The sequence below is a fragment of the Bacillus sp. 41-22 genome (genome assembly GCF_025809295.1).
GTDB lineage: Bacteria > Bacillota > Bacilli > Bacillales > Bacillaceae_G > Bacillus_A > Bacillus_A mycoides.
Genome location: NZ_CP084035.1, coordinates 377,942 through 403,399 on the forward strand (window position 1 = coordinate 377,942; position 25,458 = coordinate 403,399).

The window sequence follows — 25,458 nt, forward strand, 5'->3', positions numbered from 1 at the left end:
TCCTTAGATTTTGCCTACAAGGTCAAGGCTTGGTTTAAGTGTTGCAGAACCCTCTTGCCATTTAGCTGGGCAAACTTCACCTGGGTTGTTACGTACGTATTGAGCTGCTTTAATTTTGTTAACAAGGATGCTTGCGTCACGGCCGATACCGTCAGCATTGATTTCCATAGATTGGATAACGCCGTCTGGATCGATGATGAATGTACCACGAGCAGCAAGACCTTCTTCTTCCATTAAAACGTTGAAGTTTGTAGTGATTGTGCGAGTTGGGTCACCAATCATAATGTATTCGATTTTGCCGATAGTTTCTGAGCTATCATGCCATGCTTTGTGAGTGAAGTGAGTGTCTGTAGATACAGAGTATACTTCAACGCCTAAGTCTTTTAGAGTTGCGTATTGGTTTTGTAAGTCTTCAAGTTCAGTTGGACAAACGAATGTGAAGTCTGCTGGATAGAAACAAACTACGCTCCATTTTCCTTTTAAACTTTCGTCAGTAACTTGGATAAATTCTCCATTATGGTAAGCATTAGCTTTAAACGGTTTTACTTCTGTGCCGATTAATAACATATTAAAATTCCTCCTAAAGGTTGGTTTTGAGCATCGGAAATTAGTTTGCTCATAAAATATATTTTTTAATTAACTATAATAATTCTAATTCGATATTAATTATCATATAGAAGTGGTTATTTTGTCAAGAGAATAAACCAACTTTATACCAATTTAATTAATATTTATTCTCAATTAAGGCTGCTAGGGAATTAAAAGGTAATTTTCAAGTCATAAATTTTCAATGAGTGTTTGAAAGAGTAGTGTGTATGTTAGAGACATGGTGTAAGTATAAATTCTTAGGAAGGAAATATTTCTTAGAAGTTGTGGATTTGAAAAGGAACTGCTTACTTCTATTTTACAAAGAATTGTGCAATAAATAAAACAAAATGTATCGGAATCTTTGTGAACAATTATTGTCATCATAAATATATATAATAAGAAGTATATTGCAATGAGAAATAGAAACATTGACGCTCATTTCTAACAAGATATAATAAAAGCGAGATATGTATTGCAATAGAGAAGATATAGTATAGATTGAAAAAGTTTCAGTCTATTATTTTTTACGGCTTTTAGAAAACGTTTACATTTAGTGTGGAGGGGAAACCATGTCTAAGTTCACGAAGTATTTTTTAATGGAAGCTAAAGATGTGATTGCATATGTGCAAGAGAAATTACCTAAGTTCGAGCATGCAAAGGGGCTAAAGTGTAAAGAAATAGGTGATGGTAATTTAAATTATGTGTTCCGCGTTTGGGATGAACAGAAGAACATTTCTGTCATTGTAAAGCAAGCTGGGGATACAGCGCGTATTTCAGATGAGTTTAAGTTGTCGACGAATCGAATCCGTATAGAATCAGATGTTTTGCGATTAGAAGGAGAGTTAGCATCTGGACTCGTGCCAAATGTATATTTGTTTGATAGTGTGATGAATTGTTGCGTGATGGAAGATTTATCAGATCACACAATATTGCGTACAGCACTCATAAATCATCAAATGTTTCCGAGGCTTGCTGATGATTTAACTACTTTTATGGTAAATACCCTTCTATTAACATCAGATGTTGTAATGAATCATAAAGAGAAGAAGGAACTCGTGAAGAATTATATAAATCCTGAGTTATGTGAGATTACAGAGGACCTCGTATATTCAGAGCCATTCACAAACCATAATAAACGCAACGAATTGTTTCAATTAAATGAAGGATGGATTAGGGAGCATATTTATAGTGATAAAGAGCTTCGTATGGAAGTAGCAAAACTTAAGTTTTCGTTTATGACGAATGCACAAGCGCTACTTCACGGTGATTTACATACTGGTTCTGTTTTTGTAAAAAGTGATTCTACAAAGGTTATTGATCCTGAATTTGCTTTTTATGGACCTATGGGATATGACGTTGGGAATATAATGGCGAATTTAATGTTTGCATGGGTGAATGCAGATGCAGTGATGCAATCTGGTATTGAGAAAGATACATATATGAACTGGATAGAATCTACCATGCTAGATGTAATTGATTTATTTAAGAAGAAGTTTTTAGACGCTTGGGATATTCATGTGACAGAGATTATGGCGAAGGAAGAAGGCTTTAACCGAGTTTATTTACAATCTGTATTAGAGGATACAGCTGCAGTGACGGGTCTTGAGTTAATTCGTCGTATTGTTGGTCTAGCGAAGGTAAAGGATATGACTTGTATTGAGAATGAAGAGGCGCGTGCTAGAGCGGAGCGAATTTGTCTTCAGACAGCGAAGAAGTTTATTTTACAAGCGAATCAATATAAAACAGGTAGCAGCTTTGTAGAAACGTTAAAAAAACAGTCAATGCATAGTGCGAAATAAGGGGAGAAGATGATGGCAGAGCAATTAATACCAATTCAGTGGAAAGATGATGCTTTAGTGTTATTGGATCAAACGGTATTACCGAACGAAGTAGTCTATGAATCTTTTAAAACGGCTGAGGGTGTGTGGGATGCGATTCAAGTAATGAAAGTACGAGGAGCGCCGGCAATAGGTGTTTCAGCAGCCTACGGTGTGTATTTAGGAGTAAAGGAAGTTGCGGAAAGTTCGGCGGAAGAATTCATAGCGGAAGTAAAAAAGGTATGTGCATACTTAGCGACATCAAGACCGACGGCAGTAAATTTATTTTGGGCGCTTGAAAGAATGGAAAGTGTCGCGAAAGAGAATGCTCACTTATCAATTGCGCAGTTGAAAGATAGATTATTAGAAGAAGCAAAAGAGATTCATAGAGAAGATGAAGAAATTAACCGTCAAATTGGAGAACATGCATTAACATTATTCCATGATGGCATGGGGGTATTAACGCATTGTAATGCAGGTGCGTTAGCAACGACTAAGTATGGAACTGCGACAGCTCCAATGTACTTAGCGAAAGAAAAAGGATGGGACTTAAAAATCTATTCCGATGAAACACGCCCTAGATTACAAGGTTCAACGTTAACGGCATTAGAACTGCAGCGAGCGGGAATTGATGTAACGGTCATTACAGATAATATGGCGGCAATGGTCATGTCACAAGGGAAAATCGATGCAGTAATCGTTGGATGTGATCGTGTAGCAGCAAACGGGGATGTAGCAAATAAAATTGGAACATTAGGTGTTTCGATTTTGGCTAAATATTATAACATTCCGTTTTATGTAGCAGCACCAACGCCGACAATTGATTTGAAAACACTGACAGGAAAAGAAATTCCAATTGAAGAAAGGGATGCTTCTGAAGTGATCAATCGTTTCGGACAATACTCTGCTCCTCAAGAAAGTAAAGTATACAATCCGGCATTTGATGTCACGCCATATGAAAATGTAACAGCGATTATTACGGAAAAAGGAATTGTGAGAGCACCGTTTATGGAGAATTTAAAAAAGTTATTTCAATAAGTAGATAGTTTTTAGAAAAATAGTCATCATAAGTTTCTTACTAGGGGGATGTATATGTTACTGCAAAAAGAAAGAGAAGAAGTTGTAGCGTACGGAAAGAAAATGATTTCTAGTGGTTTAACAAAGGGGACTGGCGGTAATATTAGTATTTTCAATCGTGAACAAGGTCTTGTTGCAATTAGCCCAAGTGGTCTAGATTATTATGAAACGACGCCTGAAGATGTAGTTATATTGAATTTAGATGGTGAAGTGATAGAAGGAGAGAGAAAACCATCAAGCGAATTAGATATGCACCTTATCTATTATAGAAATCGTGAAGATATAAATGCGCTTGTGCATACACATTCTCCTTATGCGAAGACAATCGCATCATTAGGGTGGGAACTTCCTGCAGTATCGTATTTAATTGCTTTTGCAGGCCCGAATGTACGCTGTGCACCGTATGAAACATTTGGTACGGAGCAATTAGCAGAGGCTGCTTTCGAGGGCATGATTGATCGCCGTGCAGTTTTACTTGCGAACCATGGTTTAATGGCCGGAGCGAATAATATAAAAATGGCGTTTACTATTGCAGAAGAAATAGAGTTTTGTGCTCAAATTTATTATCAAACGAAAAGTGTCGGAGAACCGAAATTACTGCCAGAAGACGAGATGGAGAATTTGGCGAAGAAGTTTGAAGGGTATGGGCAGCAGTAAAATGAAATGAAAACACCCTCAAGAAAAAAATCTTGAGGGTGTTTCTCTATGCCTTCTTCAATAACAAATACATAAAGTAAGGTGCACCAATTAAAGCAACGACAATACCAGCTGGAATACCGCTAGGTTCGACGATATTTCGTCCAATGGTATCCGCTAGTAGTAATAACCATCCGCCGATTAAAACGGCGATAGGGATGAATATTTGATGCCTTGGACCTACTAAAGATTTGGCGATGTGAGGAGCCATAAGTCCGATAAAGCTAATGCCTCCTGTTACGGAAACAGCAGCGGCAGCAAGTGCAACGGCTGCGATTAATAAGTATCTTCGTTCTTTTTCAATTTCAATTCCAACACCGATTGCTACTGGCTCGTTTAATGCTAGTATATTTAATCTATTTGCCTTATAGAAAACAAATGGGATTAATACGATTAGCCAAGGAAGCATTGCTAAAACAAATGTCCAGTCATCTCCCCAAATGTTTCCGGCAATCCATTTAGCGATAAAGTCTACTTTCATACGATCTGCAGATGAAATAAGTACAATCATCGCGCCAGATAGTGCAAAGGAAAAACCGATGCCGGTTAATGTTAATCTTATTGGCTGAAGGCCTGTGGATTTGCTATATGAAAATACGTAAATTAGAACAGCTGTTAGAAACGCACCGATAAATCCAACGACTGGTAGTAGGTAAAGAAATGAACCTACGTCTATCGGGAAGTATAGAAAGAAAACAGAAACTGCAACCCCAGCACCAGCGTTAATGCCGAGAATACCAGGTTCAGCTAAATCGTTTCGGGTAATACCTTGTAATATAGCACCTGATAAAGCGAGTGCCATACCGGCTAATAATGTAATGACGATTCTAGGTAGCCTTAAAGAATATAAAACGAATTCTTCTTTAAATGAACCTTGTCCCATAAGTGTTGGGATTAATCTGTCATAGGAGAGAGCGGCAGAACCGAGTCCCATTCCAATTACAATTGTTGTGATGGTAAGTATGAGTAATGCAAGTATGATAAGGCGTTGTTTCTTTAGAATAGATTGCATCATGAGAAAGTTCTTCCTCCTTTACGTACAATAAATAGGAAGAATGGTAATCCTACAATTGCGACGATTGCAGCAACTGGTGTTTCATACGGAGCGTTAATTGTACGTCCGATTGTATCTGCGAGCAGCATAAAGGAAGCACCAGCGATCGCTGACATCGGTATAACAAAACGGTAATCTGGTCCAACGATTGGACGAACCATATGAGGTATCATTAAGCCGATAAATGCCATGTTTCCGACAAGCGCTACAGAAGCACCTGCAAGCAAGATAATAATGATAAATAAAATTGTTTTAATGACGATAATCTTTTGACCGAGTCCAACAGCAACTTCTTCACTGAAACTAAGAACTGTTAATTTCTTTGCAAGTAAGATAGCGATAAATATACTTATTGAAATAACCGGAATAATAATTTTTAATTGGCTCCAACTCGTTCCAATTACGCCCCCAGCCGTCCACATTGATACATCTTGTGAAATTTTAAAGTAAATGCCAACACCTTCTGAGATTGCAAGTAGAAATGCTGAAACAGCAGCACCAGCTAATACAATTCGAAGAGGGGAAAGTCCGCCCTTTTTCACCATGCCAATTCCAAATACCATAATAGCGCCAATTGCAGCACCGATAAAGCAAGCTAGTGTTAAGTAAAGGTAGCTTATAGAAGGATTGAAGGCAAGTGTTAGTGCAAGTGCAGCATTTGCGCCACCAGTTAGGCCAAGTAATCCAGGATCGGCAAGTGGGTTTCGCGTTAATCCTTGCATAATTGCACCAGAAACAGCGAGTCCAGCCCCTACAAAAATAGCAGCAACTTCACGTGGTAAACGTATTTCACGAAGGATGGATAGCTTATCTCCTTTAGCAGAGGAAGTAAGTGCTAACCATACGTCTTTTATAGAAGTATCTGCAGCGCCTAACACCATTGCAAACATAAAAATAAGAAAGAATGCAATGATACTCAAAATTAATTTGTATGTAAAAGCGTTGGAACGTAGGTTGTCTTGCTCTTTTTTCATTCGTTTCACATCTTTTCTTTTCATAGAATAAAGGAAGAGGAATTCTTAAATTAAGAATTCCTCATGTTTGTATTATTGACCAAGAAAGCTCTTCTTGAAGAAGTCTAGTTGGAAATCTAATGTAAGTGGATCATTGAAATAGAATTCCATCATGTTTGCTTCATATACACGATTATTTTTTACTGCTGGAATGTTTTTATATGATTCTGTCTCTTGGAATGAGTTATCAGTATCTTTGTTTTTACTTACGATTAAGTAATCACCAGCAAACTCAGGTAATACCTCAGTAGATAATGCGTAGTATCCTTCTTTTAAAGCTTTTTCTTTTACTTTTTCAGGCATTTTTAATTTCATTTCTTGGTAAAGAATTTCTGTTCCGCGGCCCCAGTTTTCGCCGTATACGTAAAGCTGTTTGTTGAAGTTTTCAACAACAGAAACTGTTGCATCTTCACCAATCTTCGCTTTAATGTCTTTTCCAGCTGTTTGTGCGCGTTTCTTGAAATCATCAACCCAAGTTTTTGCTTCTTTTTCTTTATTTAATAATTTACCGATTTCTAAGTGTTGTGTTAAGTAATCAACTTTTCCGTAAGTGTATGTTACAGTAGGAGCGATTTTCTTTAACTTATCAACATTTTTAATATTTGATAAACCAATGATTAAATCTGGATTTAATTCTGCAATCTTTTCAACATTTTCATCTGATACTTCAGCGACATTTTTCAGTTTGCTATCGAAACGTGGGTTTTGTTTAGACCATGAATCTACCCCAACAAGATTTACACCTAATGACATTACGTTACCAGCGAATGATGATAGGACAACAACACGTTGTGGATTTGCTGGAACTTCTACTTTACCATTTTCAGATTGGTATGTAATTGTTTCTGATTTCTTACCTTTTGCGTCGTTCTTCTTGTCTGTTGAACCGTTGCTACAAGCACTCATAACAAGGACGAACAGAACTGTTAGTGAAATAAATAATTTTTTCATCGTCTTTCTCCTTTTGATAGATGATATGTGATATACAATAAATTGTTTAGCTTTGATCTTTTGAAAAGTTAGTGGTAATACAAAAGTCTTATTAACAATCTTGAACTTGAGATTTTACCATGTAGTATTCACCATAGTAATAGAAGAAGATGTAATCTCACAGTTGCTAATAATTAACAAATTGATAATGATTATCACTATTGATTCTTTAAATACTATAATTTTATATAGGTGTATTGTCAATAGTGATTTTGATTGTAAAATTTATAAAAACAAGTTATATTTTATTGAGAATGATAATCAATTATTAGTAGCTGAGGAGTGACACGAATGAATCAAGAAGAATTGTTTGATGTAACTGTGATAGGCGGAGGACCTGCAGGGCTTTATTCAGCTTTTTATAGTGGACTAAGAGAGATGAAAACGAAAATAATAGAATTTCAACCACAGTTAGGTGGAAAAATACATGTTTATCCGGAGAAAATGATTTGGGATATTGGCGGATTATTACCGGTCACTGGTGAGAAATTAATTGAGCAACTTGTACAACAAGGATTAACATTTCAGCCTGAAGTTGTATTGAATACAAAAATAGAATCAATTATTCGTAATGAAGAGGGTATTTTTACGTTGAAAACAAGCTCTGGGGAAGAACATTTTTCAAAAACAGTGATCGTCGCAACTGGGAGTGGTATATTGAATCCACAAAAGTTATCAATTGAAGGTGCTGAGAGATTCGAAGTCTCAAATTTAAATTATACAGTTAAATCGTTAAAACGTTTCAAAGATAAAACGGTAATTATTTCAGGCGGAGGGAACTCTGCAATTGATTGGGCAAATGAATTAGAACCGATTGCGAAAAAAGTTTATTTAACATATAGAAAAGAAGAATTATCTGGTCATGAAGCACAAGTAAAACAACTTATGAACAGTTCGGCAGAATGTTTCTTTAATACATCGATTACAAAATTAATTGCTGGTGATAACCATGAAGCGATTGAATATGTAGAATTAACAAATCATGAAACAGGAGAGATTTCTCATTTATCTATCGATGAAGTTATTATTAATCATGGATATGAACGTGATATAACATTATTAGAAAATAGTGAGCTAGATGTTGCAATTATAGATAATTTTTATATTGCAGGTAATGCAAATAGTGAGTCGTCTGTAGATGGATTATATGCTGCTGGAGATATTTTAAAGCATGACGGGAAATTACATTTAATTGCAGGGGCATTCCAAGATGCTGGAAACGCTGTGAATAAAGCGAAACAATTTATTCAACCTGATGCAAGTGAGTACGGAATGGTTTCTTCCCATAATGAAGTATTTAAGAAGAGAAATCGAGAATTGATTAAGCAGATGATGAAATAATAAAGGAACAAGTATACCCCCATTTACATCTCTATTTCTATGGACGAGAGATACAAATGGGGTTTTTCCTGTTTACTATATTTTCAATCATTTTCATGACACCGTTTTCATTAGTTCATGTCATATGAATGTATTTCTATAAAAAGGGAACACAAAGACTTGAACATTTTATTTGTAAATATTTCCAGGGAACAATGAATCTATAGTTGGTTTGTGCGGACCATTATTAAATTATGCTGTCCCTTTTTCCTGTTCATTAGGAAATGGAATATTTAGTATAGACGCAATGTATTGTTTTCCATGTTTTCGAGCTAATGATTCTAATATTTGACGAACGCGTTTTGTAAGATGACCCTGTTTTTTTATAGACTCACAATATGCGTCATAGAAAACGTATTTAGCCCAAAGGAAATCATCTTGTTGGAATAAGAAATGATTTTTGTACCATTCGCCAATTGTATGATAGCAATTGTTTTCATGTACTGCTGCACTTTGTGAAAGAATACGATCGGATAAAGAATTAGATAGATGAGAAATTGTGTTTTCTGTTTCAACTTGTAATGTTTTTTCTAACATTGTAATGATGTGACGAGTAGCCATATGTTAACTCTCCTTTGTGTAAATGGGTAATACCATTCTATATTTAAAAAAATACTTACTATACTATTATACAATATATGGAATGCATCTACCTGCTTTTTAATTTGTATTTACAAAATCTTTTTTATTTGTTTACAAAAATAAAGTAAGATACAGTATATATATGAAAAAATAATAAAGGAATGAACACATTGTATATAACGATAGAAGAGGCTGCGGAGTATTTGAAATTACCAAAATCGTATGTTGAAGACTTAATTCAGCAAAAGAAAATTCGTGCACTGTTTGATGGAGAGCAATATTTAATAAACAAGGAACAGTTTAATACACATTTAGAACAAATGGAGAAATATAAGCAGTTAGTGGAAGAAATATTAAACGAACCAATTCCAGAAGATATGGATGTTAAAGACGAAGATTAAATTTATAAAAGCCCCCGTATTAAGATATGCAGAAATGTATCTTAATACGGGGGCTTTTTATATTAAGGGATGAAAAAGTCATCCGAAATCCCAGAGTTACTTTAAGGGAAAGAAGATTTTATAGGGATTAGTACTATTAGTTAAAAGCATATTTTTTTATACAGGGGACAAACATAGAGAACGTAACCTGTACAGATACATATACTATCAGTGCAAAAGCTTATAAATTAATGGAAGGGGTTTTCTCGTGAGTTTATTTCATTGGGATTTTTTGAAAGAATTAATTGGATCTTATGTAAGAGTAAACAGAGGTGGACCGGAATCTCAAAAAGGAATAATAGTGTCAGTATGTACGGACTACGTCGTATTACAGAATGAAAAAGGAGAGTACCATTACTACCAGCTTCGCCATCTGAAAAGCATTACAAAAAATACGAAAGATGGTGGGATAGGTGATTCTGTATGGTCGGAAGAAGACAGTGCAGAAGACTTTGAAACGCTACTTCAAGGCTTCAAATACCGCTGGGTGAAAATTAATCGTGGTGGTCCAGAGAAAGTTGAAGGTATTTTACAAGACGTTTCTTGCGATTATGTAACGTTAATTATAAAAGAAGAAGTGGTATTAATTGCACTATCTCATATTAAGAGTGTTAATTATAATGCACCAGTAAGTGGAGAGAATAGTGATGAGAGTAGCGATGAGAAAAGTAATGAAAACAGTAATAATTCAAGTCGCGCTCGTGCACAAAGACAATCAAGTAGAGGAAGATAATAAGAAAGGAGGGTACAAAATTGGAGAGTGTATTATGCTGTGATCAAATTAAAGGTTTAGTCGGTGAAAATGTAAAAGTAAATCTTCGCGGACCAGAAAGTAGAGTAGGTGTACTCGTATCATTAGGAAAAGATTACCTTACACTACAATTGCCTCTTGGAGAATTAGTATATTACCAGTTGAAACATGTGAAGAGTCTAGTTAGGAAAGTGAAAGAAGCACCGGGAGAATATGGTTCATATTTCTATGCTGATGAAGATACTTTTTTAGATGTATTAAATGACTTGAAGTATAAATGGATAAAGATTAATCGTGGTGGACCAGAGTGTGTGGAAGGTTTATTAAGTGATATACATGATGGAAGTATTACACTAGTAAACGGTGATGAGGTCATTTATATAATTAATTCTCATATTAAGAGTGTGAGTCAAATAGTTAAAAACAAAAAGAATGAAGAAGAATAATGTTTAATAAATAAAAGGGGCATTATGATTGAAAGTGAAGAACGATTTCATATTTTGCTGCAATAATTTCGCGGTATATGAAAAAGAATTCTTACTATTAAAAGACGGAACATTGCCCCTGATTATTTTTTTGAAATGGAAGACAGAAAAGCGCAATTTCATAGAAAGGAGGATATAGATGAATGAGTTAAACAAGAACATTGGGGAAAATATATACGTTAAATTAATCGGTGAAAGAAAGTTTAGAGGTATATTAATTGATGTAGGGAATGATATTGTTGTTCTTTACAATGGACAAGACTATGTATATATATCTTTATACCATATCCAATATTATAAATTTTTAAGAGAGCATGATGAAGAAATATTAAAGCCTGGTGTGGACTCTGTAATTAAGAGGGAATCACCTTCAATTTCTTTGAGAAAAGTATTAATCACATCTAAAGGGATTTTTACAGAAATTTATGTGGCAGGAAATGTTCCGATACACGGTTATGTTACAAGTGTAATGAACGATTATATTGTTTTTTATAGTCCAGTTTATAAAACGGTATATATATCTTTAAAGCATTTGAAATGGCTAATTCCTTATAAAGAGAACCAAGTCCCTTATTCCCTCAATAAAAATGAACTCCCCGTAAATCCATTAAATATTACTTTAGCGAGAACGTTCGAAGAACAGCTTATTAAAATGTCTGGGAAAATTATGGTGTTTGATTTAGGTGAAGAATCTAACAAAATCGGAAAGATGGCGAAAATTGATGAAGGGCATATTGAAATATTAAAAGCACGTGATGCAAAAATGTATGTAAATATTCAACATGTAAAATCTGTCCATTGTCCGTAGACTAGTTGAGAGGGCTGGCTTTTTCTTTTATATATAGGGAAGAAAAGGTCGAGCCTATTTGTTTAATTCGATTTGGATATGAGGGGGAAAATGAATTGAATATCATATAGGTATGTTAGTGTGATCTTTGAAGGGGCAATCTTGTACTAAAGGTGTACGAGCTACCTTTTTGTGTATTCAACTCACTTTTGAGGAAGTGCTGCTCAACTACTTTATTAAAGGGGTTTTGTTTGTGGAGCAGTTTCCAGATTCGTTTTCGATTACATTACTTGGCAGTGCGGGTGGAGCAGCAAAAGCAGTGTTAGCAATTTTGAATCAAGCGGTAGTAAATGAAAAAGATCCAATTTATGAAGTGATAAAGAATGTGAACTTCCATTTGGTGGATATAAAACAAAAAGATAAAAGTTATTATGATGAGTTGTTTCCAAATTTGAAAGAGCAATTTTTTTTATATGAAATAAACCTTCAAGATGTAGTCAAATTTAAACATCATTTAAAGGAAAAAAGAACGAAGGTTGTTATTGATGTTTCAGGTGCAGATACAATTAGGGTACTGAGTTGTTGTAATGACCTTGGCATTTGTTATATTAATTCGGCTTTGGAAAATGAGGCAGTAGATCAAGACGATAGTTTACTTGGTTTTCAGCTTACGGAAAGGTATACGAGGTTTGAGAAGGAGAAAGAAACATTTACAAATACAAGAGCGATTATAGGCTCAGGTATGAATCCTGGTGTTGTTCAATGGATGGTTGTTGAGCTTATGAAAGAACGTCCAAATGAAAAGCCGCGAGCATGCTATATTGTAGAACATGATAATTCATTTTTGAATGATAAAGAGCTTATAAAACCTCATACACTTTATGCATCATGGGCAGTTGAGCGTTTTCTTGATGAAGCGATATGGAGTTATCCTATGTATATGAGTCATCATCGTCCACTTTACTTTTATGAGGATGTATATGCTTCAGAGTATAAAGTAAAGTTAGGTGAAAAAGAATTTTATGGTTGCTTAATGCCACATGAAGAAGTTTTAATTTTAGGGAAATCTTTTAATATGGAAGTGGGTTTTCTTTATCGGATCAATGAGTATACAACAAACTTAATTAGACAGAACTTAGACAAAGTGGAAGATTTATGGAATTGGAATCGTAAAGTATTTAATCCAGCAGAAGATGATATTATAGGAGAAGATTTAGTCGGTGTGTTACTCGTTTATGAACATAATGAGACATACATGTATAATGTAATGAATAGTAGCCAAGTTTTTCAAAAATATAAAACAAATGCGACGTACTTCCAAGTAGGGTGTGGAATTTATGCTGGCTTATGTAGTTTACTGTTAGATACTTTTGGACAAGGCGCTTATTATGTAGAAGAATTATTATTAAATACTGAAAGTAAGTATGGGGAATATTTAAATTTATATATGAAGGATTTTGTAGTAGGACATAATAATTTCACAGATGGATTGCTAAATGATAGGGTAAGATGGATATAAATTGTAACTGAAAAGGAAGGAGATGTATCTCCTTCCTTTTAGTATTAGAAGGTTACATGTTGCCCTGAAAGCAATTTCATAATTATAATTTAAAGAGATAATACTTGAAATGTTTTTTTGTATTGATCAAGAGGAGTTTTTATATGAACAAATACAAGAGCTTGATTTATGAAGAAAGAGAAGCTTTAAAAGTATTTATATTATTATTCTATATTATATTATTTTTATATGACGTTATCTATTATTTTATTTATCCCGCTATGAATATTAATGAAGCAAGGGTAGGGTGGCCAGAAGGTGGTATGGGAATAGGTGTATATATATTAGTAATATCTTTATTTCCTATTTCAATATATCTTCAAAAACAAGGTTATGTATATTTTGTGAAATACTTATTTTTAATTGGGTATATGCTTATTGATCTTATTAATAACTTAATGATTTATTTACACAGTGATCGTGTTTTTGAAAATGGAAATATGGTTGAAATATTTTTAATTTTATTTGCACCGATTTTCGTGAACAGAAAATATTTTTATTTCGTGTCCTGTAGTGTAATTGGAAAATATGTATTTTTTACTTTGATATTACAAGATGTAAAAGTTGTGATTCCGCTTGTATTATGTATATTCTTTTTCATCATTTCGCATTCTTTATTAAAGAGATTTCAATCTTATGTAAGGACAGTTGTTGAGATGATGAACAGTATGGAAGAGACAGAAAATTTAGCGGTTATTGGGACTATGTCTACAACAATCGCTCATGAAATTCGAAATCCATTAACAGCTTTAAAAGGATTTACACAAATTCAAAAAGAAAGAAATCCTGAAGATACGATGAGCTATGAGATTATGCTGCAAGAAATTGAGAGAATTAATGGGTTTGTTAGTGAATTGATGTTATTAGGAAAACCGAAACCAACAAATTATGAATGGTGTAATATAGGGGAAATCCTTTTATATGTTGTACAGTTAATGGAAAGCTATGCGACTCAATATAAAGTGAAATTTAATTTGCAAGTAGATGGAAATTTACCCGTTATAAATGGTGATGATAAGCAATTAAAACAAGTGTTGTTAAACATCATCAAAAATGGAATTGAATCGATGCCAGGAGGCGGGAATATTCAGATTCTGGCATATGAAAAAGCTGGAGAGAACTTGTGTATTTCTGTTGAAGATCAAGGTCTTGGGATAGAAAATGAGAAAATAGAAAAGATCGGAAAAGCTTTTTATACAACAAAAGAGAATGGTACAGGTCTTGGATTAATGATTACATATAAAATTATTGAAGAACATCAAGGGAGTATCGCGATTGAAAGTAGTATGGGGATAGGAACGAAAGTGGAAATTTATTTACCAACAGTGTAGTGCATTAGACGAAATTACTTTTCAGAAAAGTGTTCTTGTTGTGTAAATATAAACATTTTATAAAATGTTTCAAGAAGGGTTTTTTTTATAAAAAACTTCGTTTATAATGGAGGAAAATATCGACATAGAGCTTTTAGCTCATGTAACGGTTCAGTAGTGTTATGAAAAGAAAAGAAGGGGTGCACGCGCATCCTTTTTTCTATGCGGATATGATGAAAGGGGTGGTATGATGGAATTAACATTAAATTCGACTGTATGTTTACACACGATTCAATTTCGAAAAGAGCAAAAGAACTATATTGTAAAAGATACGATTACAGGAGAGACATATGAAATGCCGCCACTTTGGATTGATGCACTAGCAATGATGCGTGACGGTTTTTTATTGGGAGAAATTGAGGAGAAATTAAAAGAAGAATATCCAGCAGAAGAAGTAAATATGGTAGCATTTACGAGGCAACTGTTAGAGCTAGAACTTGTCGAAATGGTAGATGGAGAAGAGATAGCTTGTACAAAGAAGAAAGATAAAGATTATTTAGCTTGGATACGCCCAAGGGTGGAGCAATTCTTTTTTAACTTAAATAAAAAATATAAAAGCAAAGGTCAAAAGTGATCTTTGCTTTTTTTGTAGACCATGTTTAAAAAATAACAGCGAATGCCCTTGCGAAAGCACCGTCACTATTTTTAATTTTTAAAGGTGCTGCTGAGAAAAAGAATCGTTTCGCTTTAATGGCATCTAAGTTTGTTAAGTTTTCAATTAAGTAAATATTATTTCCTAACAGTATGTGATGAATCGGTGATGTTTCTGTCGTTACCTCATCAGGAGAAATAAAATCTAAACCGACAGATTTTACTTTTAATTGAACTAGTTCTTCAGCTAATTCTTCGGAAAGATAAAACGCTTCTTTCTCATAAGCTTCGGTATTCCATTTATTAGATAGATTGGAATGGAAAATGACAATATCGCCTTCTTTTATGTCGACAGTATGTAATACTTCCTTAGGTAATTTTCGCTCTTGAACATGAGTCACATCGATAAGAACAGCTTCGCCTACAAATTGATTTAGGGGTAATTGATCAATAGTGGTTGCGCCTGAAATGAAATGAGCAGGCGCATCACAATGCGTACCAACATGAACGACAGAATGAAAATTCGTAACTTGATAACCTGTTTCTTCAACGCTTGTAATGGCTTCTAGTTGGATTTTTGGTGTTCCAGGAAATTGAGACATATTATTTTCAAACGTTTGTGATAGATCAATTACTTTCATTTTACATACCTCCAATATATTTTTTTCAAATAATAAAAAGCCCATCCTTCATAATCAAGAAAGATGAGCTTTACATACTAGTTGAGTTTTATCTTCCAAAATGCAATGCATTTTGCAGGAATTAGCACCTATTCAGTTTGCATAAACTGAGGTTGCTGGGCTTCGAAGGACCGGTCCCTCTGCCTCTCTTGATAAAGGTTTATTCGGTTTTAAATTCGCAATATTTGTGATATTTAAATTGTAATTCATTTCCTTTTTTCGTGCAATACAAATTAGGTGTTCACCCAAATAAAGTTGCTCGCATATTGTAGCTTATGTAAGTAGACTGTTGCGAAGGAGTGAGTGCAGTGACAGGGAATGTATTAAATTATTATGCCGGTGGAAATACAGCTAGAGGATTTCACAGCTTATACGAAGAGAATTTGAAGGGGCTAGGCAGGTTGTTTATTTTAAAGGGAGGCCCAGGAACGGGAAAATCTTCTTTAATAAAGGCAATAGGGCGTGAATGGGTTGAAAAAGGATATGATATTGAACTTTTGCATTGTTCTTCTGATAATAAGTCAGTTGATGGGGTGATTATTCCGAAATTAAAAGTAGGAATTGTTGATGGAACATCACCGCATGTTATTGAGCCGAAAATGCCAGGAGTTATTGAAGAGTATATAAATTTAGGAGTTGCTTGGGACTCAGATAAATTAAGAAAGCAGAAGTTAGAAATTGAACGGTTTGTATTAGAAGCGGGCAAGGCTTTCAAATCTGCTTACGGATGTTTTAAAGAGGCGTTAGTTATACATGATGAGTGGGAGAAAATATATATTAATAACATTGATTTTAATAAAGCAAATGAACTAACAGAACAGCTAATTCAGAAATTATTTGCAGATAAAAAGGGAGAACAATCGATTGTGAAACATCGTTTTTTAGGAGCTGCTACACCGAAAGGAGCAGTTGATTTTGTTCCTAATTTAACAGAAGGATTACCACATCGTTATTTTATAAAAGGACGCCCGGGTTCTGGAAAATCAACAATGCTTAAAAAGTTATCGAAGGCAGCAGAAGAAAAAGGTTTTGACGTTGAAGTATATCATTGCGGGTTTGACCCGAATAGTCTTGATATGGTTATCGTAAGAGAATTAGGATTTGCAATTTTTGATAGTACCGCACCACATGAATATTTTCCAAGTCGCGAAGGTGATGAGATTATAGATATGTATACTCTTATTGTTAAACCAGGGACGGATGAGAAGTATGCTACAGAAATTCGTGACGTTTCCATTCAATATAAAGCAAAAATGAATGAGGCAATGTCTTTCTTAGCAAAAGCAAAATCAGTTCGTGATAAATTAGAACGAATTTATATTGCTGCTATGGATTTTTCAAAAGTGGATGCATATAAAGAGGAAATTCAAAAAGAGTTTGAACGAATTACTGCTACTGTAATTGAAAAGAAAAAATAAGTGCTTTATTGAGCTGTCAGAAATTGTCTGACAGCTGTTTTGGTATATAGTAAAATTAGTCGTATATTTGTCGAATTCCCAGGGAAATAATCAAAAAATGGAGATGGTATGAAATGAGAGAGAAAATTGAATTAGAACTAGAGCGAATTGAAAAAGAGAATGGTGTGAAAATTTTATTCGCTGTGGAATCAGGGAGTCGGGCGTGGGGGTTTCCATCGAAAGATAGTGATTATGATGTTAGGTTTGTTTATATACACCCTGTAGAATGGTATTTATCAATCCATGATAAGCGTGATGTAATCGAATATCCAATTAGTGATGATTTAGACATAAGTGGTTGGGATATTAAAAAGGCATTGCAACTATTCGCGAAGTCAAATCCAGCTTTACTTGAGTGGATTCGATCACCAATTTTTTATTCGAAAAACTCTAACTTTCCAGAGCAGCTTCAGCAAAAGAGTGAAAAGAATTTTGATCCAAAAGCAACGATATATCATTACTTACATATGGCTTCAAAAAATTATCGTGAATTTTTGCAAGGTGAAAATGTAAAGTTGAAAAAGTACTTTTATGTATTACGTCCTATTTTAGCTTGTCAGTGGCTAGAAGAGAAAGGGACATTACCTCCAGTAGAATTTGACCGATTACTTATAGAACTATCTATAGAACGTAGTGTATTGAATGAGATTGAGAAGTTGTTAGTAAAGAAAAAAGCGGGTACGGAATTAGATGTTGGATTGAAAGTTCAGGCGTTAAATCAATTTTTAGAAGAACAAATTGATTATTATCAGCAATACGTGAAAGGGATTGAAAAGGGATTAGGGATTGATATTGAGAGTTTGAATACATTATTTCGAGATATATTGTTTGAAGTATATGAAAAAGAGCACAAATGAGTTTGTGCTCTTTTTTATCCCGCATTAACGGGCAGTAAGACTCCCACCTCAAGATTCGGCTGGAGCGAAGAAGTTAGGTGGGAGGTCAACTGCCCGTAAACGCCCGATTGGTAAGGGCTGATTAAAGTTTCACTTTATTTTGTAGGAATAAAGAAAACAGATATAGCTGCGATAAGACCTGCAAAGGAGAATAAGTAAAAATTCCACGCCAAGTCATATTGCATTGTCATAATAATACCGACAAGAATAGGGCCAGCAATCGCACCAACTCGGCCAAGTCCAAGTCCCCAGCCTAAGGAGGTAGCTCGTATATGTGATGGGAAGTATTGTGTTACATAAGCATTTAATATTTGAGTAATACCGACTGATCCAATTCCAGCAAGACCAATTAAAAGATAAATGATTGTAACAGATGGTTTAATTGTTAATAGTCCAATACATATGGCTGCCATAAGATAGGAGATACTAATAACAATTTTTGCTCCTATACGATCGGCAATCGCCCCAGCAAATAATGCACCGATAGCTGCAGTAATATTTAGTATAAGTAGAAATGATAAACTAGATCCAAGAGGGTATCCTGCCTGGCGCATCATCTGTGGTAGCCAAGTATTTAAACCGTATATTAAAAACATTCCCATTATATAAGTGAGCCAAAAAAGTAGTGTTGCTTTTATGTAATCTTTTGAGAATAACGTAAGAAATCCATTTTTCTTTTGTATATTAGATGGTGTTTCAGGAATTTCATCTTTTACATGGAATTCAATTTGAAAGCGATTAAGAATTTTATTCACTTCTTCTTGTCGATTTCGCGATAATAAAAATTGAATGGACTCAGGTAAATAACGAATAATGAAAGGAATGAGGAGTAGCGGAATCATTCCGATGCCAAACATAATTCTCCATCCGAAATCTTCTAGCATAAACATGGATAAAATAGCGCCTAACACGATACCTAAAGGATAGCCGGTAAACATAAGAGCATAAATAAAAGATTGCCGTTTTTTTGGTGAATATTCAACAGTAAGTGCTGAAGCCGTTGGGATAACACCGCCTAATCCGATTCCTCCGATAAATCGAGATAACCCAAATAATTCAGGAGAAGGAGCAATTGCAGCTAAGCCCATTGTGATAGAAAAAAGGGCTAAACAGCATATAAGTGTCCATTTTCGTCCAATTAGATCTGTAATGGTTCCAACTAGAATAGCACCAATAAACATCCCAAATAAAGCATAGCTGGCAATTGTTCCAGCGTGGGCTGGTGATAGTGCCCAGCTTTTGTCTTCTAGGAGCTTTGGCAGAACGGCGCCGTAAATACCTAAATCATATCCGTCAGCTAGAATGGCTAGCCAACAAATAAAAACAACAAGTTTTGTAATAGAACTTGAAAAGATAGTTTCTGTAGATTCTAGATGAGGTGGAGCAGAAGGTTGCATAGTATTCACTCCTTTTATTTGTAGATGAATATATTATTTTATTTAATGTTAATATTTCCCTGCGTATGTCGAAATTTATATGAAAAGGTGTCATGAAAAATAAAAAAGTTCAACAGGATTCCCGTTGAACTTCTTTGTTTTTTATTCGTTATCAACTCGCTTTAATGGTTGATCTGCTGGACCTTCCATAACATCCCCATCAATTGAAAAACGGGAACCGTGACAAGGGCAATCCCAAGTACAATCACCGCTATTCCATTCAACTTCACAGCCGAGGTGTGTGCAAGTTGTATCGACGATATGTAATTTTCCTTCTTTATCTTTATAAGCACCTGCTCGTTTACCGTTGACATGTACAACAGAACCTTCGCCAACTTCAAGATTTTCTGGCTTACGTAATGCGGTTTCAATTTTTCCTTCAATTAAGTGTTTAGCAACATCAATGTTCTGAGAGAGGAAAGTTTTTATATCCGGATTTGCATGAAAGCGTGATGGTGCAAACAGTTCTTTATATGGGCTGTGGACTTTTAGAATGGAGTCCTTCAGTAAATGAGCTGCTGCAGTTCCAGTCGTCATTCCCCATTTACGATATCCAGTTGCCACAAATATATTTGGATTCCTTTCGTTAATATGTCCGATATAAGGGAGTTTATCTAGCGTGATTAAATCTTGCGCTGACCATCTATAAGGAATTTCATCTACTCCAAAAGTAGATTCAGCAAAGGAATATAGTGCATCATAATGAAGCATCGTATTAATTCCTTGGCCTGTTTTATGGCTCTCTCCGCCAATCAATATCAACCTTTCTCCATTGCTTGTCGTATAACGTATGGAGCGTTTTGGATCATCGATACTTAAATACATGCCCCCTGGATAATCCGTTTTTGCTTTTATTGCGAGGGCATAGGAGCGTTCTGCGTACATTCGCGTAAAGAAAAAGCTATTAGCATCATAAAAAGGAAAATGTGAACAAGAGACAATATATTTACAAGTGATGCGATGGTCACCCTTTGTAATAACTTGTGGATAATCTCCTTTTTCCACATCAATGGCTGTTGTTTGCTCATAAACTTTTCCGCCCATTTCCACAAACTTTTCTAAAAGTGTTTTTAAATAAAGGAGGGGATGGAATTGCGCTTGATTTTTCATCACAAGTGCAGATTGTACGGGAATAGGAATCGACAGGGATTGAACATAGTCACAAGGAATATTTAATTTTTGATAGGCTTCATATTCTTTCGTTAAATTTCGCAGGCCATTATTGGTAGTTGTATATAAATACGAATCTTCATTTGTGAAATTACAGTCGATTTTATATGTTTGTACAGTCTCGTTTATGAATTGTAGAGCTTTACTATTTGATTCGTAGTAAAGCCTGGCTTTTTCGACACCAAAATTGTTTATTAATTCATCATAAATAAGATCATGTTGAGCTGTTACTTTTGCGGTTGTATGCCCAGTTGTTCCATTTAAAACAGAACCAGAATCAATTAAAACGACTTTCATTCCTTCTTTAGCGAGTAAATAGGCGGTGGTAATGCCTGTAATACCAGCTCCGATAACAGCAACTTCTGTCTTTATATTTTCGGATAAATGAGGAAAAGTAGGAAATTGAGTAGATTCAATCCAATAGGATGATGGTAACTGCGGAAATGTGTCATCTGTCATTTTGAAAACCTCCAAATTAGAACAATTTTCCTTTTAATATTTCCATATTATATGGAATTCATGTATGTTGTTTTCGTAGCGTTCTATTCTTACTAAACGAAAGAAAAAATATTTTAATATAATTATTTTATTGGGGCAGTATGAAGAAGTAGGATTTATATAAAGCTAAATTCAAGTGATTCCATTTGTTGATTACATAGAGAGTTCTTGAATAAGATAGAGTCTATGTTGTTTAAGTGGATATGTATATATACCTGATAAAGCCTTATGAAATCTATGCTTTTTCTTTAGTGAAATAAAGTATAATTATAAAAATATAACCAACTTTTATTACTAGGTCATAAAAGTTGTTGACAATATAGAAATTCTATTGTTATGATTCATCATGTGGAAAGGTTGATAGAGAGTAAAAAGAGAAATGTTTTTCATTGATAATAAAAGCGAAAATTAAGTGACGATAGAGTGAGTATATTTTCCTTATGATAAATGCTTTTTGGATCACGTAGTAAAATCAATCTGGAAGCAAGAATTGATATATGCAAGTTGCGCGGGGCGCGGCATAAGAAAGGGGCAAAAGGATGAAGGAGCTTCATACGTTTGGGTGGTATGCAGCACGTGTAGCACCACATTTGCCGAAAAAAGCATTTAAACCAGTTCCTAATCGATTATTTGGTGGACTGGCTTATTTACTTGTGGCATTGGCTGGTTTAATAACAATCGGTGTATTTGAATTGAATGTGTGGGCAAATCTAGGAATTGCAATTGTTCTTGGATTATGTTTTGCTTCACTTGGATTTTTAGGACATGAAATTTTACATGGAACAGTTGTAAGAAAGGCATGGCTTCGTGATTTTTTAGGTGCGATAGCATTTATGCCATTATCAACTGGCCCAAAACTTTGGAGAAAGTGGCATAATGCAACGCATCATGTTCACACACAGCATGAAGAGAATGATCCAGATGCATGGCCGACATTTGAGAAACTGAAAAAGAGTAAGTTTTTGAGTTGGGTATATCGCATGCCTCTTCATGTACGTTCATTCTTTAGTTTCCTGTCACTAACAATTCAATTTACGTTACATTCGACTCGAATGTTCTTTCATTTTATAAAAGAATTTAAGTCATCCAATCAAAAATCTGTATGGCTTCAACTTCTTTTGCCCTGGACAGTTTGGATTAGTTTATTGTTTATTATGGGACCTACAAAGTGGTTCTTTGCATACGTGATTCCGTTGTTAATTGCTAACTTTATTGTAATGGCGTATATCGCAACAAATCACCGCTTAAATCCTATTGTTCCAGTAAATGATCCTTTAGCAAACTGTTTATCAGTAACAGTACCGCGCTGGGTAGACGTTTTACATTTCAATTTCTCATACCATACAGAACATCATCTGTTTCCTGCTATGAGTTCTAAATACTATCCATTAGTAAAAGATAAAATTAAAGAAATGTGGCCGGAACGCTATCACGAAATGCCGATGACAAAAGCTTTGGCAGCACTTTGGAATACACCACGTGTGTATTATCACGGAAGTGAATTAGTTGATCCGCATAGGGAGCATTTCTATGGTTCTTTAGGAAATGGATTGGATCCTCATAATATTTCATATCGTGAGGAACATATAGAGGAAAAAGAGACTATAAAAAAAGTAAATCAATAATAGACATATCTTACGATGAAAAAGCAAGCTCTCTTAGAGCTTGCTTTTTGTTATAAAGAGACTTCTTTCTTGTTCTTAGTCTTGACGTGGACAGAGTTATTTTCTTTTCGTTGTAGTCGTTTTTCTAGAAGACTAACAAGATAAGTAAATAGAAGAACTAGTGCGAGATAGTATACACCAACAATGATATATGTATCTAATTGCTGGAAGTTACCTGCGGCAATTGATAAACCAGATCCCCATAATTCGGACATTCCTACATAAGCGACAAGTGAAGAATCTTTTAATCCAATAATAAATTGGTTCCCTAGAGGGGGAAGAGATAGGCGAAATGCTTGTGGTAATATAATCCGGCGCATCGCTAAAGGATAAGGCATACCTAAAGAGCGAGCAGCTTCCAATTGTCCCCGGTCAACGGATTGAATAGATCCACGGAAAATTTCGGTAATATATGCACCGTTATGAATTGCTAAAGCAATTGCTCCTGCCCAAAAAGGGGTGAAAACAACAACGGATGTAATCCCAAAATAGAGAATAGCAATTTGAACAATTAAAGGTGTACCACGAATAATGGCGATGTATACATGAGCAATACTATTTAAAATTTTATTGTTAGAGATTCGAAAGAACGCGAATAATAATCCAATTAATGAACCGAATACTAGGGAGGTTAATGTTAATTGTAATGTGACAATAGTAGCCTTTAAGAGTGTCGGATAGGTAGAGATAAAGATTTCAAACATGTGTGTCACCTCATATTGGATGGATTTTAGTAGAGAATGAAATACCCCACATAAAGTGAAACTTTAATTAGTGGGGCATGATTTATTGAAACTTTGAAGAGATAACTTACTTCGTTTTTGCTTCTTCTCCAAGAATATTACGCCCAAACCATTTTTTACTGATTTTTTCATACGTGCCGTCTTTAATGATTTCATCTAGCGCTTTATTTACCTTTTCGACCATGTCTTTATTGTCTTTATGAATAGCAATTCCCATTTCATCAAGGTTTAACGGTTTTCCAGCTTCTTTTATATTGGATTTACCTTCTTTAATCATACGAAGACCAACCATTTGATCAGTAATAACTGCGTCTACACGTCCTGGTTCTAAGTCCATAAGTGCAGTAATATCACTATCATATTCTGTAATTTGATCTGTATATTTTGCAACAAGGGTTTTGAAAGTACTTGCTTTTACAACACCTATTTTTTTACCTTTCAAGTCCTCTGGAGAAGAGATAGATGTATTCTTTTTAGCTACAAAAATTTGTGCACCAGAGCGATAATATGGATTTGAGAAATTCACGGCTTTTAATCGCTCTTCTGTAATAGCCATACTTCCTAATATCACATCATATTTTTTTGATTGTAGTCCTTGAATCAATGTTTCCCAAGGATTTGTAACAGGAACAGGTTTCATTCCCATCTTTTTCCCGAGAGCTTCACCTATTTCTACATCAAAACCGACAAGTTTCCCGTCATTTTCTTTATAGTTAAAAGGTTTGTATAAACCACTCATAGCATAACGAAATTCCTTTTTACTATTAGATGAAGTAGTAGAGCTTTCCTTACTACAGGCTCCTAGTATGAAGGATGTAAATAATGTAATACTCGCAACAATGGTTAATAGTTTTCTTTTCATAAAACCCCTCCTATATATTGATCATACGGATGGTTTTCAATATGTTATGGAGATATTTTATTTGGACAATTAGTTGTGCACCGTATGAATGTATTTCTTTACGTTTGAAACAGAAGTTACATTATAAAACGTTGCGTAAGAATTGCTTTGCCCGTTCATGCGATGGAGCGGAAAAAAATTGCGCTGGCGAAGCATCCTCTACAATTTTCCCGTCATCCATAAAGATGACACGGTCAGCTACATCTCTTGCGAAATTCATTTCATGAGTAACAATAACCATTGTCATTCCTTCTTCGGCAAGTTCTTTCATAACTTGCAATACTTCTCCAACGAGTTCAGGGTCTAAGGCTGAGGTAGGTTCATCAAATAGCATAATTTTAGGGTTCATAGCAAGAGCTCGTGCAATCGCAACGCGTTGTTTTTGACCACCTGAAAGTAGGTGAGGAGTTACATCCGCCTTATCTTGTAGGCCGACTTTTTGTAGGAGTTGATTCCCAACATCCTTCGCGTCTGCTGTCTCCAATTTTTTTACGTGAATAGGTGCTTCTATGATGTTTTCTAGTGAGGTCATATGAGGAAAGAGGTTAAAGTGTTGAAAAACCATACCGACATTTTCACGGACTTTGTTTAAATTTGAATGCTTCGGATCAATTCGTTCACCTTGTAAGTGAATTTCACCTTCATCGTACATTTCTAAAAAGTTAAGACAGCGAAGTAATGTACTTTTGCCGGAACCACTGGCACCGATTAAAACAACAACTTCTTTTTCTTTTACTTCTAAATCAATTCCTTTTAAAACATCAAGTGAGCCAAATGATTTTACTAGATTTCGAACTTGAATCATACAAAACCCCCAGTCAAAAATATATTTTA

At 34.8% G+C, this 25,458-nt stretch carries 25 protein-coding genes and 1 riboswitch; of the genes, 14 read left to right on the forward strand and 11 right to left on the reverse strand.

Annotated features, from left to right (window positions below; translation table 11 throughout):
• Nucleotides 1-3: 3 nt before the first annotated feature.
• Nucleotides 4-567, reverse strand: coding sequence for an alkyl hydroperoxide reductase subunit C (gene ahpC, locus LCF45_RS02005; RefSeq protein ID WP_000924420.1), 564 nt, complete (start codon nt 565-567; stop codon nt 4-6).
• A 590-nt stretch (nt 568-1,157) separates the two neighbouring features.
• On the opposite strand from ahpC, the gene mtnK reads away from it, so the two are divergent.
• From mtnK to LCF45_RS02020, 3 genes are read left to right on the forward strand one after another with little or no spacing between them, the layout of a single operon-like run.
• Nucleotides 1,158-2,387 (forward strand): S-methyl-5-thioribose kinase, encoded by a 1,230-nt coding sequence (gene mtnK / locus LCF45_RS02010; RefSeq protein WP_263894490.1) that lies wholly within the window; start codon nt 1,158-1,160, stop codon nt 2,385-2,387.
• Nucleotides 2,388-2,399: 12 nt separating this feature from the next.
• Nucleotides 2,400-3,443, forward strand: a complete 1,044-nt coding sequence (gene mtnA / locus LCF45_RS02015; protein WP_002124936.1) for an S-methyl-5-thioribose-1-phosphate isomerase — start codon at nt 2,400-2,402, stop codon at nt 3,441-3,443.
• 54 nt (nt 3,444-3,497) lie between these two features.
• Nucleotides 3,498-4,139 carry an L-fuculose-phosphate aldolase gene (locus LCF45_RS02020; RefSeq protein WP_002029515.1) on the forward strand — a complete coding sequence of 214 codons (642 nt, stop codon included), beginning with the start codon at nt 3,498-3,500 and terminating at the stop codon, nt 4,137-4,139.
• 46 nt (nt 4,140-4,185) lie between these two features.
• On the opposite strand, the gene LCF45_RS02025 is transcribed toward LCF45_RS02020, so the two are convergent.
• The 3 genes from LCF45_RS02025 to LCF45_RS02035 are packed head-to-tail and all read right to left on the reverse strand — an operon-like array spanning nt 4,186 to nt 7,196.
• Nucleotides 4,186-5,193 carry a FecCD family ABC transporter permease gene (locus LCF45_RS02025; RefSeq protein WP_016121392.1) on the reverse strand — a complete coding sequence of 336 codons (1,008 nt, stop codon included), beginning with the start codon at nt 5,191-5,193 and terminating at the stop codon, nt 4,186-4,188.
• Nucleotides 5,190-6,230, reverse strand: coding sequence for a FecCD family ABC transporter permease (locus LCF45_RS02030; RefSeq protein WP_002124938.1), 1,041 nt, complete (start codon nt 6,228-6,230; stop codon nt 5,190-5,192). The genes LCF45_RS02025 and LCF45_RS02030 overlap by 4 nt, the downstream gene beginning before the upstream one ends.
• A 48-nt stretch (nt 6,231-6,278) precedes the next feature.
• Nucleotides 6,279-7,196: an iron-hydroxamate ABC transporter substrate-binding protein gene (locus LCF45_RS02035; protein ID WP_000732562.1), complete on the reverse strand. Its 918-nt coding sequence runs from the start codon at nt 7,194-7,196 to the stop codon at nt 6,279-6,281.
• A 330-nt stretch (nt 7,197-7,526) separates the two neighbouring features.
• Between LCF45_RS02035 and LCF45_RS02040 the strand changes: the two genes are divergently transcribed.
• Nucleotides 7,527-8,576: an NAD(P)/FAD-dependent oxidoreductase gene (locus LCF45_RS02040; RefSeq protein ID WP_002124939.1), complete on the forward strand. Its 1,050-nt coding sequence runs from the start codon at nt 7,527-7,529 to the stop codon at nt 8,574-8,576.
• Between the two features lie 231 nt (nt 8,577-8,807).
• On the opposite strand, the gene LCF45_RS02045 is transcribed toward LCF45_RS02040, so the two are convergent.
• Nucleotides 8,808-9,176 carry a hypothetical protein gene (locus LCF45_RS02045; protein WP_002029521.1) on the reverse strand — a complete coding sequence of 123 codons (369 nt, stop codon included), beginning with the start codon at nt 9,174-9,176 and terminating at the stop codon, nt 8,808-8,810.
• Between the two features lie 182 nt (nt 9,177-9,358).
• Between LCF45_RS02045 and LCF45_RS02050 the strand changes: the two genes are divergently transcribed.
• The 7 genes from LCF45_RS02050 to LCF45_RS02080 all read left to right on the forward strand — a co-directional run bounded on the left by LCF45_RS02050 (nt 9,359) and on the right by LCF45_RS02080 (nt 15,162).
• Nucleotides 9,359-9,598, forward strand: coding sequence for a helix-turn-helix domain-containing protein (locus LCF45_RS02050; RefSeq protein WP_002029523.1), 240 nt, complete (start codon nt 9,359-9,361; stop codon nt 9,596-9,598).
• Nucleotides 9,599-9,845: 247 nt separating this feature from the next.
• The gene (locus tag LCF45_RS02055) at nt 9,846-10,370 is read left to right on the forward strand and encodes a hypothetical protein (protein ID WP_002029525.1); all 525 of its coding nucleotides are present in this window, start codon (nt 9,846-9,848) and stop codon (nt 10,368-10,370) included.
• Nucleotides 10,371-10,390: 20 nt separating this feature from the next.
• On the forward strand, nt 10,391-10,834 hold the full coding sequence (locus LCF45_RS02060) for a hypothetical protein (RefSeq protein WP_002029527.1): 444 nt from the start codon (nt 10,391-10,393) through the stop codon (nt 10,832-10,834).
• Nucleotides 10,835-11,012: 178 nt separating this feature from the next.
• A complete protein-coding gene (locus tag LCF45_RS02065; RefSeq protein ID WP_002029528.1) occupies nt 11,013-11,681 on the forward strand; it encodes an LSm family protein in 669 nt (222 codons plus the stop codon).
• A 232-nt stretch (nt 11,682-11,913) separates the two neighbouring features.
• A complete protein-coding gene (locus LCF45_RS02070; protein WP_002016709.1) occupies nt 11,914-13,179 on the forward strand; it encodes a hypothetical protein in 1,266 nt (421 codons plus the stop codon).
• Between the two features lie 143 nt (nt 13,180-13,322).
• Nucleotides 13,323-14,549, forward strand: a complete 1,227-nt coding sequence (locus LCF45_RS02075) for an ATP-binding protein (protein WP_002186822.1) — start codon at nt 13,323-13,325, stop codon at nt 14,547-14,549.
• A gap of 229 nt (nt 14,550-14,778) precedes the next feature.
• Entirely contained in the window at nt 14,779-15,162 is a 384-nt protein-coding gene (locus LCF45_RS02080; protein ID WP_033708170.1) for a hypothetical protein, read from the forward strand.
• A gap of 25 nt (nt 15,163-15,187) precedes the next feature.
• Here the strand turns inward: LCF45_RS02080 and LCF45_RS02085 are convergent, their stop codons facing one another.
• Complete coding sequence (locus LCF45_RS02085; protein WP_002091277.1) at nt 15,188-15,820, reverse strand: cyclase family protein; 633 nt, start codon at nt 15,818-15,820, stop codon at nt 15,188-15,190.
• A gap of 85 nt (nt 15,821-15,905) precedes the next feature.
• Nucleotides 15,906-16,018: riboswitch (SAM riboswitch) on the reverse strand.
• A gap of 149 nt (nt 16,019-16,167) precedes the next feature.
• Here LCF45_RS02085 and LCF45_RS02090 point away from each other — a divergent pair.
• Entirely contained in the window at nt 16,168-17,277 is a 1,110-nt protein-coding gene (locus LCF45_RS02090) for a PRK06851 family protein (RefSeq protein ID WP_002124946.1), read from the forward strand.
• A 113-nt stretch (nt 17,278-17,390) separates the two neighbouring features.
• On the forward strand, nt 17,391-18,173 hold the full coding sequence (locus tag LCF45_RS02095) for a nucleotidyltransferase domain-containing protein (protein ID WP_002124948.1): 783 nt from the start codon (nt 17,391-17,393) through the stop codon (nt 18,171-18,173).
• Nucleotides 18,174-18,307: 134 nt separating this feature from the next.
• On the opposite strand, the gene LCF45_RS02100 is transcribed toward LCF45_RS02095, so the two are convergent.
• Entirely contained in the window at nt 18,308-19,609 is a 1,302-nt protein-coding gene (locus LCF45_RS02100; RefSeq protein WP_002016702.1) for an MFS transporter, read from the reverse strand.
• A gap of 141 nt (nt 19,610-19,750) precedes the next feature.
• A complete protein-coding gene (locus tag LCF45_RS02105) occupies nt 19,751-21,277 on the reverse strand; it encodes an FAD-dependent oxidoreductase (protein ID WP_059037272.1) in 1,527 nt (508 codons plus the stop codon).
• A 578-nt stretch (nt 21,278-21,855) separates the two neighbouring features.
• Between LCF45_RS02105 and LCF45_RS02110 the strand changes: the two genes are divergently transcribed.
• On the forward strand, nt 21,856-22,941 hold the full coding sequence (locus LCF45_RS02110; protein WP_002091268.1) for a Delta(10) desaturase DesB: 1,086 nt from the start codon (nt 21,856-21,858) through the stop codon (nt 22,939-22,941).
• Nucleotides 22,942-22,991: 50 nt separating this feature from the next.
• Here the strand turns inward: LCF45_RS02110 and LCF45_RS02115 are convergent, their stop codons facing one another.
• The 3 genes from LCF45_RS02115 to LCF45_RS02125 all read right to left on the reverse strand — a co-directional run bounded on the left by LCF45_RS02115 (nt 22,992) and on the right by LCF45_RS02125 (nt 25,429).
• Nucleotides 22,992-23,684, reverse strand: coding sequence for an amino acid ABC transporter permease (locus LCF45_RS02115; protein WP_002124951.1), 693 nt, complete (start codon nt 23,682-23,684; stop codon nt 22,992-22,994).
• Nucleotides 23,685-23,790: 106 nt separating this feature from the next.
• Nucleotides 23,791-24,585 carry an ABC transporter substrate-binding protein gene (locus tag LCF45_RS02120; protein WP_263894492.1) on the reverse strand — a complete coding sequence of 265 codons (795 nt, stop codon included), beginning with the start codon at nt 24,583-24,585 and terminating at the stop codon, nt 23,791-23,793.
• A gap of 121 nt (nt 24,586-24,706) precedes the next feature.
• A complete protein-coding gene (locus tag LCF45_RS02125; RefSeq protein WP_002124956.1) occupies nt 24,707-25,429 on the reverse strand; it encodes an amino acid ABC transporter ATP-binding protein in 723 nt (240 codons plus the stop codon).
• Nucleotides 25,430-25,458: the final 29 nt, after the last annotated feature.

What these genes read in the sequence shown, in the direction of transcription:
- ahpC (WP_000924420.1), bottom strand. Translation starts at nt 567, where the DNA reads ATGTTATTAATCGGCACAGAAGTAAAACCGTTTAAAGCTAATGCTTAC.
- mtnK (WP_263894490.1), top strand. Translation starts at nt 1,158, where the DNA reads ATGTCTAAGTTCACGAAGTATTTTTTAATGGAAGCTAAAGATGTGATT.
- mtnA (WP_002124936.1), top strand. Translation starts at nt 2,400, where the DNA reads ATGGCAGAGCAATTAATACCAATTCAGTGGAAAGATGATGCTTTAGTG.
- LCF45_RS02020 (WP_002029515.1), top strand. Translation starts at nt 3,498, where the DNA reads ATGTTACTGCAAAAAGAAAGAGAAGAAGTTGTAGCGTACGGAAAGAAA.
- LCF45_RS02025 (WP_016121392.1), bottom strand. Translation starts at nt 5,193, where the DNA reads ATGATGCAATCTATTCTAAAGAAACAACGCCTTATCATACTTGCATTA.
- LCF45_RS02030 (WP_002124938.1), bottom strand. Translation starts at nt 6,230, where the DNA reads ATGAAAAGAAAAGATGTGAAACGAATGAAAAAAGAGCAAGACAACCTA.
- LCF45_RS02035 (WP_000732562.1), bottom strand. Translation starts at nt 7,196, where the DNA reads ATGAAAAAATTATTTATTTCACTAACAGTTCTGTTCGTCCTTGTTATG.
- LCF45_RS02040 (WP_002124939.1), top strand. Translation starts at nt 7,527, where the DNA reads ATGAATCAAGAAGAATTGTTTGATGTAACTGTGATAGGCGGAGGACCT.
- LCF45_RS02045 (WP_002029521.1), bottom strand. Translation starts at nt 9,176, where the DNA reads ATGGCTACTCGTCACATCATTACAATGTTAGAAAAAACATTACAAGTT.
- LCF45_RS02050 (WP_002029523.1), top strand. Translation starts at nt 9,359, where the DNA reads ATGAACACATTGTATATAACGATAGAAGAGGCTGCGGAGTATTTGAAA.
- LCF45_RS02065 (WP_002029528.1), top strand. Translation starts at nt 11,013, where the DNA reads ATGAATGAGTTAAACAAGAACATTGGGGAAAATATATACGTTAAATTA.
- LCF45_RS02075 (WP_002186822.1), top strand. Translation starts at nt 13,323, where the DNA reads ATGAACAAATACAAGAGCTTGATTTATGAAGAAAGAGAAGCTTTAAAA.
- LCF45_RS02080 (WP_033708170.1), top strand. Translation starts at nt 14,779, where the DNA reads ATGGAATTAACATTAAATTCGACTGTATGTTTACACACGATTCAATTT.
- LCF45_RS02085 (WP_002091277.1), bottom strand. Translation starts at nt 15,820, where the DNA reads ATGAAAGTAATTGATCTATCACAAACGTTTGAAAATAATATGTCTCAA.
- LCF45_RS02095 (WP_002124948.1), top strand. Translation starts at nt 17,391, where the DNA reads ATGAGAGAGAAAATTGAATTAGAACTAGAGCGAATTGAAAAAGAGAAT.
- LCF45_RS02100 (WP_002016702.1), bottom strand. Translation starts at nt 19,609, where the DNA reads ATGCAACCTTCTGCTCCACCTCATCTAGAATCTACAGAAACTATCTTT.
- LCF45_RS02105 (WP_059037272.1), bottom strand. Translation starts at nt 21,277, where the DNA reads ATGACAGATGACACATTTCCGCAGTTACCATCATCCTATTGGATTGAA.
- LCF45_RS02110 (WP_002091268.1), top strand. Translation starts at nt 21,856, where the DNA reads ATGAAGGAGCTTCATACGTTTGGGTGGTATGCAGCACGTGTAGCACCA.
- LCF45_RS02115 (WP_002124951.1), bottom strand. Translation starts at nt 23,684, where the DNA reads ATGTTTGAAATCTTTATCTCTACCTATCCGACACTCTTAAAGGCTACT.
- LCF45_RS02120 (WP_263894492.1), bottom strand. Translation starts at nt 24,585, where the DNA reads ATGAAAAGAAAACTATTAACCATTGTTGCGAGTATTACATTATTTACA.
- LCF45_RS02125 (WP_002124956.1), bottom strand. Translation starts at nt 25,429, where the DNA reads ATGATTCAAGTTCGAAATCTAGTAAAATCATTTGGCTCACTTGATGTT.